Raw genomic sequence first — 10136 nt, forward strand, 5'->3', positions numbered from 1 at the left:
GCGCAGCAGGGTGATGCACCGTCGCGACGCGTGGCCGGACCGCATGGTCGTCGCATGAGACCTGGAGACAGCGGGACGCGCAGCACGCACCGCCGCCGCACGCGCCGACGGCGCGGACGCGGGCGGGTCGACGAGTTCGTCGACTACCTCGCCAAGGACGTGACCTGGCGGATCGACGTGCGGCAGCGGCTGGTGCGCAAGCTCGACGACCGCCTGCTGGACTCGCTCATCGGCTGCTGGCCGCTGGCGGACGCGGCACTGGAGCTGGACCTCGCCGTCGGGGAGGCGCTGACCGGCGGGACGACGGGTCGCCGGATCGCGAAGGCCGTCTACGAGCAGGTGCCCACGACGGGGACGGCGCGGCTGCGGCACACGGCGCGGACCCTGCGGGTCATCGGCGTGTACCTGTGCTCGATGTCGGGGCGCGACCTGTCGCAGTGCCCGTGCGTGCTGGCGCTGACCAGCGACGGCCGCAGCGTGGAGAAGGTCCTCGCCGGCGTGCTCGACGAGGCGGGCTTGTAGCTTCAGACGGCGATCACGGTGACCAGCCGGTCGAGGCCGGGGATCGCGCCCGCGGGCCCGGACGAGGGCCGTGAGGGTGCCGCAGAGCTTCGCCGCGGCCACGCCGAAGGGCAGCACCTCGAACTGCTCCAGCGCGGCGTAGCAGCGCTCGGTGCGGGCGTGGCGCTCCACGGGGTCGGCCACGTCGAGCCCGAAGGCGAGTTCGGCGACGGTGATCGCGCTGATCAGGGGTTCCGTCCGCGCGTGCGGGCCGAGGTCGAGGTGGTCCAGCGAGATGACGACGCCCGTGTCCAGCAGGACGCGGTCCGTCACGGACCGGTCAGCTCGTCGGACCCGAACACGTCGTCGGCCGCGCGGCGGTCGGCGGCCCAGCGCTGCTCGTCCACGGCCGGTAGCCGCCGGAAGGCGGTCCGGAGCTCCGCGAGGGTGCGGCGCGGTCGCTGCCGGAGCGGCAGGTGGGGGACGGGGTCGGCGACGGGGCGGCCGTTGCGGGTGACCGTGAAGGTCTCCCCCGCCTCGACGCGCCTCATAATCTCCGCGTTGTCGTTGCGGAGCTCTCGCTGCCCGATCGCCGTCACACCACCGCGGTACCGCGCCACACCCTCGAGTGCTACAGAAGTGCTACGGGGTGACGAGGATGCGCCGCACGGGTGCGGCCGCGGTCAGCCGGTAGCGGCCGGGGGCGATGGCGCGCGGAGCGCCGTCCATCTCGCCCACGACGTCCTCACCGGCCACGATCACGACCTCGGTGCTGGTGACGGGCTCCTCCGCGTCGACGACCACCAGCGCGCCCTCGGCGGTGGGCCGCACGAGCACGGTCACCGCTCCGGCCGGCTCGGCGTCGCCCGTGGCCCAGCGCAGGTCGCCGGTGAAGCGCAGCTCCCGCACGAGCACGTCGTTCAGGCCGTCCTCGGAGGTGATGACGAGGGCGTCCCGCTGAGCGGCGTCGTCGGTGACGGACACCACGGGCACGCCCCAGAAGGCGGCGCAGCGCTCGGCGGCGGCCGTGGTGGAGCCGCTGACGGACACCACGAGGTCCGCGGCGGGCAGCGCGGCGATCTCACCGGCGCGCGGCGCGGGAGCCAGGTCGAGGACGGAGCCGCCGTGCTCGCGGACGACCGCCGTGATGGCGTCGCGGGTGGCCCGGCTGGCCCGGTCGAAGCCCCGCAGGACGGCGACGTTGCCCGTGCCGGACAGCAGGTCCGCGTTCTCGACCAGCAGTGATGTGACGGCGTCGACCAGCTTCCGGTGGTCGCCGCGCAGTACCACTGCGGGGCCGGAGGAACGGGTGTGCCGGTGGGACAGCGTGCTGGTCAACGGGTTCTCGCTTTCTGTTCCTGTAGACCTGTACGTCTTACCCCGTCAGGAGCACCCGACCACGCCATTCTGATGTTGTTTCGCTCACTCTTCGGTGGGGCATGCACCGTTGGTGGGTGAGATCAGGATCGGAACGTCCGGCTGGGTGTACCCGGAGTGGCGCGGCGGCTTCTACCCGGCCGGGCTGCCGCAGCGGCTGGAACTGGAGCACCTCGCGGAGCGGGTGTCCTCCGTGGAGCTCAACGGCTCCTTCTACTCGCTGCGGAGTCCGGCGAACTACCGGTCGTGGGCGCGGCGCACCCCGCCGGGCTTCGTGCTGGCCGTCAAGGGGCACCGCGAGGTGACGCACGCCCGGCGGCTGCGCGGTGCGGACGCCGCGGTGACGGCGTTCTTCGAGTCCGGGGTGCTGGAGCTGGGCGCGAAGCTGGGACCGGTGCTGTGGCAGCTCCCGCCGTCGCTGCCCTTCGACGCCGCCCGGCTGGACGACTTCCTCGCGCTGCTGCCACCGCGCCCGGTCCGGCACGCCGTGGAGGCGCGGCACCCGAGCTTCGCCGACCCCGCGTTCCCCGCGCTGCTGCGGGAGCACGGCGTGGCGAACGTGATCTCCGACAGCGCCGGGACGTTCCCCTGCTTCGACGACGTGACGACGGACTTCGCCTACGTGCGGCTGCACGGTCACGAGGAGCTCTACGCCAGCGCCTACTCCGCCGCGCAGCTCGACGGGTGGGCCGTGCGGGCGCGGGACCTGGCCGAGGACGGCGACGTGTTCGTCTACTTCGACAACACGATGCGCGGCGCGGCCCCCGTGAACGCGATGGCGCTCGCGGAGCGGCTCAGCCGCTGACCGCCATCCCGAGGCGCTCCCGCTCCGCGGCGACGATGCGCTGCTCCAGCTGGGCCCGCGACGGCGCCGTGTCCAGCGCGCCCCGGTGGCCGTGCTTGGCGTCGCTCTCCCGCGCGTAGGAGTCGAACAGCAGCGACTTGTGCTCCAGGACCTCGCGCATCCGGGCGTCCACGCTGTCCTTCACCAGCAGGCGGTGCACGTGGACCTTGCGCACCTGCCCCATGCGGTGACAGCGGGCGACGGCCTGCTCCTCCGTGCTCGGCTTCCACTGCGGCTCGGTGATGATCACCACCGACGCGGCCTGGACGTTCAGGCCCACACCACCGGCCTCGATCTGGCTCACCAGCACCGCGTGCCCGCGCCGCGCGCTGAACTCGTCCACCACGCGCTGCCGCTCGATCGCGGGCACGGCGCCGGTGAGCGGTCCGCACGCGTCGTCGCCGACGAGGGTGTGCACGGTGTCCAGCACGTCGAGGAAGAACGAGAAGACGACGACCTTCCAGCCGTTCTCCCTCGACTCCTCGACGATCTCCAGCAGCCGCTCCAGCTTCGCCGAACCGGCGACCGTCCCCGGCGCGCAGGCGGCGCGGCGCATGGCCATGAGGTTCCCCTCGGCCACGGCGTTCTGGTAGGCGACGAAGTCCTCGTGCCCGAACTCGACCCAGTCCTCCACGGCGATCTGCTCGGGCAGCTCGGGCAGCACGTCCTCCTGGTTGCGCCGCAGGTACACCGGGGCCACGGCGCGGCGGAACGCCCGCGCGCCGGCCACGGCGTCGTCGGCGCGGGTGCGTGCGGCGATCTCCGGTTGCAGGTGGGACACGAGGTTGCGGAACTCCTCGACGCGGTTCTCCATCGGCGTGCCGGTGAGGAACAGCACCCGCTCGGCCCGCCGGGTGACCGCCTCCACCGCCCGCGACCGCTGCGACGCGGGGTTCTTCACGTAGTGCGCCTCGTCGACGACGACCATCGCGAGCCGGTGGCGTCGCGGCAGCACCAGCTTGGCCAGGGTGCCGAACGTCGTGACGCCCACTCCCCCGGCGTCGAGCCACTCGCGGACCGCCTCGTCGCGGCGGGCTCCGTGCAGGCGGTGCGCCGCGAGCGTGCTGTGCCTGCCGATCTCGTCGACCCAGTTCACCAGCACGCTCGCCGGGCACACGACGAGGAAGACGTGCCGTCCCCGCGCCGCGATGCTCGCGAGCGCGGCGATGGCCTCGATCGTCTTGCCCAGGCCCATCTCGTCACCGATGATCACCCGGCGGCGGGCGAGGGCGAAGCGCGCGCCGAACTCCTGGTAGCCGCGCAGCGAGACCGTCAACCGGCTCGTGTCGAGCGTGACGGCGTCGACCTGCCGCTCGACGTCGCTGGTCAGGAACCCCCGCGCGGCGTCGACGGCGCCGTCGGCGTCGCCCAGCTCGGCGAGCAGCGTGCTGTAGGACGCGGCGTCGCGCTCGTAGTCGTGCCACAGCTCGTCCTCGTCGACCGGGGCGGTCAACCGGGCCGCGGTGGCGCGCACCGAGCCCTCCTCCGCCAGCAGGCCCTCCAGCCGCTCCAGCGCGGCGAGCGCGCGCTCCCGCGTGCGCCTGCGGGTGAACAGCATCCGCAGCCGCCCGCCCGCGCGGTCCGCCTCGCGCGCCGCGGTCTCGACGTCCGCGATCCACCCGGTCATCGGCGCGGCGACGGGACCGAGGACGCGGTCGGCGCGGCGCAGCCGGAACAGGACGTCGAGCAGGGCGGTCTGAACGGGATCGCGGTGGTCGGGGTCGAGCCGGGCGCCGGCGTGCTCCCGGACGACGTCCTCGACGCGGCGTGCGGCCTCCAGCGCCTGCCGGGCGGTGCGCTGGCCGACGCCGGGAACGGCGTCCAGCTCGCTCCGCCGTGCGCGCAGGACGTCGGAGACCGTGCGGAACCCGGCGGAGGCGAGAGCGCCGGTGCGCAGGTTCGGCGAGACCTCGCGCAACGTGTCGACGGGGGTGGCGCGCAGGACGTTCGCCGTGAGGTCGCGGCCGAGGTCGTGGTGCCGCAGGACGGCGAGGCCGCGCAGCCGTTCCGGTTCGGCGAGCAGTGCCGCGGCCTGCTGCCGCAGTGCACCCGCGGTGGCGAGCACCGTCCGCGCGTGCCGCCCGATCTTCGAGGACTCGTCCACTCCGGCACCCTTCGTCGTGACGACGCACAGGGTGTCAGCTCGGCTCAGCCGCTGAGGCTGCGCCTCCTCCACTGCTCGATCTCGCCCTGCCGGCACACGAGCAGCACCTGCAGGCGCATCGCCCAGAACGTGTCCTCCACGCCCTCCAGGAGGCTGCGGTAGCACGGGAAGTCCGGCAGGCCGATGGCCACGCCGTCATCGGGAAAACGCTGTCTGAGCTGCAGCGCCTTGAGCAGTCCGCCCGCGAACCAGGTGCGGGCGTGCAGGGACGGTGGCACGGCGGCCGGCCCCGCCGGGTAGCCCTGCACCTCGACGTGCAGCCACTCCCCGCGTCGATGGGCTTCGACGTGGGTGTTGCGCTGGACCGACCACCCGGAGATCACCAGCCAACGCACCAGTGAAGCCTGGACGTCGAGCTCACCAGTCCTCATCCCTTGATCATGGCACCCGTTCGTCCCCCGCAGGACACGAGTTCTCCGGCGCGCGGAGAGCGGGGAGTGCGGGGAGCATGGCCTCGTGGGCGAGATCGGGGTCGGCACGTCGGGACGGGTGCACCCGCTGTGGCGCGGCACGTTCTGCCCGGCCGGGCTCGCTCGGCGACGGGAGTCGGAGCACCTGTCGCGGCGGCCGGACTCCGCCGAGGTCAGCGGGTCGTGCCACTCGTCGCAGCGGCCGTCGAGCTTCCGGACGTGGGTGGAGCAGACGCCCGACGACTTCGTGTTCGCGGTGGAGGGCGGCGGGTTCACCACCCGCGTGAAGCGGTTGCGCGACGTGCGGACCCCGCTGGCCGACTTCTTCGCGAGCGGGGTGCTGGCACCGGGCGGGAAGCTCGGACCGCTGCCGTGGCAGATCCCGCCGACGCCGACGTTCGACCGCGAGCTGCTGACGGCGTTCTCCGACCTGCTGCCGCGCACCGCGCTGGCGGCGGCGCTCGCGGAGCGGCTGCGGGATGGCTGAGTCCCAGCAGGGCCGGGCGGCCCGCCTGGAGCTGGAGCTCCAGCGCGACGGGCCGACGTGCGCGTGGTGCGCGCGCGAGTTCGGCTCGCACGTCGTGCCCACCACCGACCACCTGGTGCCGCGGGTGAAGGGCGGGCCGTCCAGGCTGGAGAACGAGGTGGCCGCGTGTCGCCGCTGCAACCGCGAGCGCGGCCACCGGTCGCCCGTGGACTGGCTGGAGGAGTGCGGACGGCGCGGCTGGACCCCGGACGCGGGCAGGGTGCTGCGGGTGCTCACGTCGCTGGAGGAGGTCGTCGCGGTGCACGGTGGACACCGCCGCGCCCGCCCCTACCTGGACAACCAGCTCAGACGCCTGCGAAAACACGATCAGGTGAGCGACTTCCAAGACGTCCACGAAACTGGGCCGAACGGGTGAGGCTGTGGCCCCATGACAACTCGAACCGTTCTGACCGCGGTGACCATCGTCCTCGGGAGCCTCACGACCAGCGGCACGGCGCTGGCCGCCGAACCGACGTGCGACCGCGGCGAGTTCTGCGCCTGGGAGGGCACCTCCTACACCGGGGCCGCCCGTCGCCTCGACCTGGAGTCGGCCAATCCCGGTGAGTGCATCCCGCTCCCGGAGAACCTGGTGGCCAGATCCTTCGCCAACCGCCTCCAGCGCACGGTGAGCGTGTACCAGGGCCAGACGTGCTCCACGGAAGCCGACTTCACGACCTATCCCGGCGGCGGGACCTACGTGCCGGAAGCGCCGTTCGTGGTGCGCGCGGTGCAGGTCTGGGAGTCCTGACGCAACGCGGGGGCGCGGCGACGCGCCCCCGCCCGATCGCCGACCGCACCGGTCCGTGCTCGGCCGTGCCCCTGTTCGGCCACCGCGACCGGTCGTCGGAGACGCCGATGCGGTCGACCGTCATTCCGGCAACTCCCGCCGGACCGGGCGAGCGGAGCCGCAGCGGACCTCTTCGACGACGTCTCCCGCTCGTCCACCTCCTGCGTCACGGGTTCCGATCCCTCCCGCGAGCGGCTGATCGTCCGACGAGCACGCCCGGTCCGCCGGAGATCGAGCTCATCCCCGCAACGGCTGGTAGGAGTCGTCCTGGACGAGGGTGCCCGCCTCGTCCCACCGCTGCGTGCGCAGGGGATCACCGTGCTCGTCCAGCAGGTCGTACTGGGCGAGCTGACCGTTCGAGTGCCACTCGCGCCACTCGCCGACCGCGTTGCCCTTCTCCGTGACACCCTCCGACTTCTTCGTGCCGTCCGGGTACCACTCCGCCTGCGGACCGTGTTCCACCCCGTGCGCGTAGGAGGTGAGACCGATGACGCGACCCTCCACATCGGTGTCCACCACCTCGCCGGTGAAGCGCTCCCCCTCGTGCAGCAACCACACACCGCGGTCGAGAACCGTGTCCACCCTGTTGACGCGCATCGCTCTCACCACTCCGCAAATCCGTGCAAGCTGTCGTCATAACGATAGTCACCAGGCGCGAACTGGAGACGTCCCGAGTAGCTGGGCACGCCGCGGAGCATCTGGTTGCAGTTGGCGCAGGCGGGCGCGGGGTCCAGCCTCCGCATGTGCTGACCGTCCGCCAGCCACCGAGGATCGAAGCGGAGCTCGTCGAGCACCTCGGGCGTGAGCGGCACGTCCGGGTTGCTCCGCTGCCGCGCCCACAGGAGTTCGTTCACCGCCTTGACCTCGGCGTGGCGCAGCGGCTTGTCGAAGTGCGCCTGACCGTCCAGAACCACGTCCTGATCCGGGTCGAACGGACTCCTGGCGAGCACGCCCGGCTCGGTCTCGACCGGATGCCGCCACTCGGCCATGCGCCGGTAGTTGTCCTGGAGCAGGGGATGCAGGTCCTGCGCCGGGAGCAGAGCGTTCGCCTTGCCGTTGACGCCCTCGGTGATCGTCCCGGTGCGCAGGTCGATCGCCACGGCCGACACCGGACCGTCCTTGCGTCCCATGCTCTGGGACATCAGGTCAGCGCGCTCTCGCGCCACCCGCTCGACGTACTCGCGAACCGGCACGTCGTCGACGTGCGTGATCAGGCCGTTCTCCACGGTGACGCGATCCGAGTCCGGGTCCAGTTGTTCGAGCAGTGCGCCGTGCTTCTTGTCCGCGGGTCCGGTCTGCGGGTGGGTCTCCGGCATTCCTGCGGGGTGCGGATCAGACGGTTCGGGCAGCGAGACGGGGTCTTCCACCCGTGACGTCGCGGACGGCATGTCCGGCGGTGGCGAGTCGGTGTCCGCCCGCTCTCGCCGGTCGGCGTCGTCCTGTCCGCGGTCGCGTGCGCCGTCGGGGTCGGTGCGGTCGGTGCGGTCGGTGTCGCGGGTGCCGGGGGCGTAGCCGTCGTCGCCGGCGGAGGTGCGGGTGCCGTCGGGGTGGTGGGTGTCCCACTGGCCGGTGGGTGGGATCTTGGGTCGGCGGGTGCCGTCGGGGCCGATCTCGGTGTCGGAGGAGTAGACCCTGCCTCGGGTGTCGGTCCAGGCTGGTTTGTCCGGAGCGACGACGGGGGCGTCGAGTTCGCGGGACAGGCGGCGGGCGAAGTCGGTGGAGCCGGCGTCGCAGCCGATCAGGCGCACCGGGCGCGAGCCGTCGTAGCCGGAGCGGCGCAGCAGTTCGGCGTACTGCTCCGGGGTGTGGTCACGGCCGCCGATGCGGGCGTGCCCGTCCGGGGTGACGTGCACGTCGGCGGTGAAGAACCGCGGGTCGTGGGGCACGCGGTGGGGCAGGTCGCCCATGTCGGAGTCGCCGCCGTGGTGCGACACGCCGGCCGGGGTGACCTCGGCGTGCCTGGCGTTGACCACGTCGGGGTGCAGCGGCGACCTGTCACCCGGCGTGCCGTCGCCCGGCGTGTTGTCGTGCTGCGTGTTGTCGTGCTGCTGACCGTCGTGCCGCGGGCCGCTGTCGGGGTGGCGGTCTGGCGTGTGCTGGCCGGGCGGGTCGGTGCGGGCCGGATCGCCGTGGTGGGGCGGGGTGTCGGCTCGGGCCGGGCCTGGTTGGCGCGTCGGGGCGTCGGGGCGCTGGTGCGGTGCTTGCGCGTCGGTGTGCGAGCCGCGCGGAGGTGCTGACTCCGGGCGGGTGTGCGGTGCCTGCGGGGCGTCCGGGCGACCGTAGGACTGGGGAGTCACGCCGTCCGGGCGGCCGTGCGACTGCGGGGGCACGCCAGGGCGCGTGTGCGGTGGGACCGGGCCGTACGGGGTCTGAGCGGGTGGTGTTGTTCTCTGGTGGGGAGTGGACGGCGCGTTGGGGCTGTGGGGCGCTTGCGGGTTGGGGCCGAAGCCGGGTTGCTGGCGCGGTGCGGGAGTGTGCGCAGCGCCGTGGCCCGTGGTGGGGCCGAAGTGCTGCGGCTGCTGGGTGTGCGGTGCGGCCGACTGGGGACGTGGCGCGCTGTCGGGACGTCCGCTGGGCGTGGTGTCGCCCCGCCCGCCCGGTGTGCTGTCGCCGGGGTGTCCGGAGGTGCCGGTCCAGCCCGACCTGTTCCCGCCTGGAGCACCGCTGCTGCCGCCACCGGGAGTGCTGCTGCCCGGAGTGCCACCGGTGGGTGCTCCGCCGGTCGGCGTGCCGCCGGTGGGCTGACCACCGTGGGTCTGGGGCGCGTTCGGGTGGGGCGCGCTCGTCTGGGGAGCGTTGCTGTGCGGGGTGCTCGTGAGGGTGTCGACGCGAGGCGGAGTGGCCGTGCCGGTCGACGCCGCGGCCGTGTCTCCTCGCGCCGGACCGGCCGACGGTGCGGACGAGGACGGCGAGGACGGCGAGGACGGCGAGGACGGCGAGGACGGCGAGCTTCCGCCGGGAGAGGACGCCGGTGCGGCCGCGGGAGTGCTCGTTCTCGGGGTCGACCCGCCGGGGTCGGAGCGGGGCGCGGGCGCTGGGCTGTTGTGCTGCGCGGGAGCGCTCTGCGACGGGGTCGGGTCGGTGTCGGGCTGCCGGGTGCGCGGCGCGGTGTCCGGGCCGCCGGTGTCGGTGCGCGGGCGGGTGCCCGGATCGGCCGCGGGCGCGCTCGCCGACGAGGACGTCGTCCCCGCCTCCGGCGACGACCCACCCGGTGAGGAATCCCCCGGAGAACGACCGCTCGACGGCGAACCAGCAGACGGCGAACCGGAAGACGGCGCACCCGGCGAGGGAGAGCTGTCCGGGGACGAACTGCTGGAGGAGGAACTGCTGGGAGAGGAGGAGCCGTCACCCGGCGAAGAGGACGGATCACCGGAGCCACTGCCGTCCGACCCGGAGCCACTGCCGTCCGAGCCGGAGCCGCCGCCGCGTCCAGAGGGCGCGTCCACCCCGCCGCCACCGCCGCCGCGCTGCACGAACCCGCCCGGCCTGACGTTCCTGGTCGAGATCACATCAAGGCCGGTCACCTT

12 protein-coding genes and 1 pseudogene are annotated in these 10136 nt (G+C 73.4%); 7 read left to right on the forward strand and 6 right to left on the reverse strand.

The window, feature by feature from the left end; genetic code table 11:
• Positions 1-54: 54 nt before the first annotated feature.
• The gene (locus IMZ35_RS26550) at positions 55-522 is read left to right on the forward strand and encodes a hypothetical protein (protein ID WP_229373282.1); all 468 of its coding nucleotides are present in this window, start codon (positions 55-57) and stop codon (positions 520-522) included.
• A gap of 308 nt (positions 523-830) precedes the next feature.
• On the opposite strand, the gene IMZ35_RS26555 is transcribed toward IMZ35_RS26550, so the two are convergent.
• On the reverse strand, positions 831-1121 hold the full coding sequence (locus IMZ35_RS26555; protein ID WP_307868824.1) for a type II toxin-antitoxin system Phd/YefM family antitoxin: 291 nt from the start codon (positions 1119-1121) through the stop codon (positions 831-833).
• Between the two features lie 22 nt (positions 1122-1143).
• A complete protein-coding gene (locus IMZ35_RS26560; RefSeq protein WP_199443920.1) occupies positions 1144-1839 on the reverse strand; it encodes a hypothetical protein in 696 nt (231 codons plus the stop codon).
• Positions 1840-1951: 112 nt separating this feature from the next.
• Between IMZ35_RS26560 and IMZ35_RS26565 the strand changes: the two genes are divergently transcribed.
• On the forward strand, positions 1952-2683 hold the full coding sequence (locus IMZ35_RS26565) for a DUF72 domain-containing protein (protein ID WP_438816897.1): 732 nt from the start codon (positions 1952-1954) through the stop codon (positions 2681-2683).
• Here the strand turns inward: IMZ35_RS26565 and IMZ35_RS26570 are convergent.
• Both IMZ35_RS26570 and IMZ35_RS26575 read right to left on the reverse strand, forming a co-directional pair.
• A complete protein-coding gene (locus IMZ35_RS26570) occupies positions 2673-4826 on the reverse strand; it encodes a DEAD/DEAH box helicase (RefSeq protein ID WP_307868827.1) in 2154 nt (717 codons plus the stop codon). The two genes, IMZ35_RS26565 and IMZ35_RS26570, sit on opposite strands and share 11 nt — an antisense overlap.
• A gap of 44 nt (positions 4827-4870) precedes the next feature.
• A complete protein-coding gene (locus IMZ35_RS26575; protein ID WP_199443922.1) occupies positions 4871-5257 on the reverse strand; it encodes a hypothetical protein in 387 nt (128 codons plus the stop codon).
• Between the two features lie 85 nt (positions 5258-5342).
• On the opposite strand from IMZ35_RS26575, the gene IMZ35_RS26580 reads away from it, so the two are divergent.
• From IMZ35_RS26580 to IMZ35_RS26590, 3 genes are read left to right on the forward strand one after another with little or no spacing between them, the layout of a single operon-like run.
• Complete coding sequence (locus IMZ35_RS26580) at positions 5343-5783, forward strand: DUF72 domain-containing protein (RefSeq protein WP_199443923.1); 441 nt, start codon at positions 5343-5345, stop codon at positions 5781-5783.
• Positions 5776-6198 (forward strand): HNH endonuclease, encoded by a 423-nt coding sequence (locus IMZ35_RS26585; RefSeq protein WP_199443924.1) that lies wholly within the window; start codon positions 5776-5778, stop codon positions 6196-6198. Before IMZ35_RS26580 ends, IMZ35_RS26585 begins: the two co-directional genes overlap by 8 nt.
• Positions 6199-6210: 12 nt before the next feature.
• A complete protein-coding gene (locus IMZ35_RS26590; RefSeq protein WP_199443925.1) occupies positions 6211-6570 on the forward strand; it encodes a peptidase inhibitor family I36 protein in 360 nt (119 codons plus the stop codon).
• 276 nt (positions 6571-6846) lie between these two features.
• On the opposite strand, the gene IMZ35_RS26595 is transcribed toward IMZ35_RS26590, so the two are convergent.
• Positions 6847-7206, reverse strand: a complete 360-nt coding sequence (locus IMZ35_RS26595) for a toxin-antitoxin system YwqK family antitoxin (RefSeq protein WP_199443926.1) — start codon at positions 7204-7206, stop codon at positions 6847-6849.
• Between the two features lie 5 nt (positions 7207-7211).
• Positions 7212-8939, reverse strand: a complete 1728-nt coding sequence (locus tag IMZ35_RS31970; protein ID WP_199443927.1) for a DUF8616 domain-containing protein — start codon at positions 8937-8939, stop codon at positions 7212-7214.
• A 142-nt stretch (positions 8940-9081) separates the two neighbouring features.
• Between IMZ35_RS31970 and IMZ35_RS26605 the strand changes: the two genes are divergently transcribed.
• Both IMZ35_RS26605 and IMZ35_RS26610 read left to right on the forward strand, forming a co-directional pair.
• Positions 9082-9354: a hypothetical protein gene (locus IMZ35_RS26605; protein ID WP_199443928.1), complete on the forward strand. Its 273-nt coding sequence runs from the start codon at positions 9082-9084 to the stop codon at positions 9352-9354.
• A gap of 99 nt (positions 9355-9453) precedes the next feature.
• A pseudogene (locus IMZ35_RS26610) lies at positions 9454-10136 on the forward strand (hypothetical protein); the annotation flags it as partial.

The sequence above is a fragment of the Umezawaea beigongshangensis genome (genome assembly GCF_016464305.1).
GTDB classification, from domain to species: Bacteria; Actinomycetota; Actinomycetes; order Mycobacteriales; family Pseudonocardiaceae; genus Umezawaea_A; species Umezawaea_A beigongshangensis.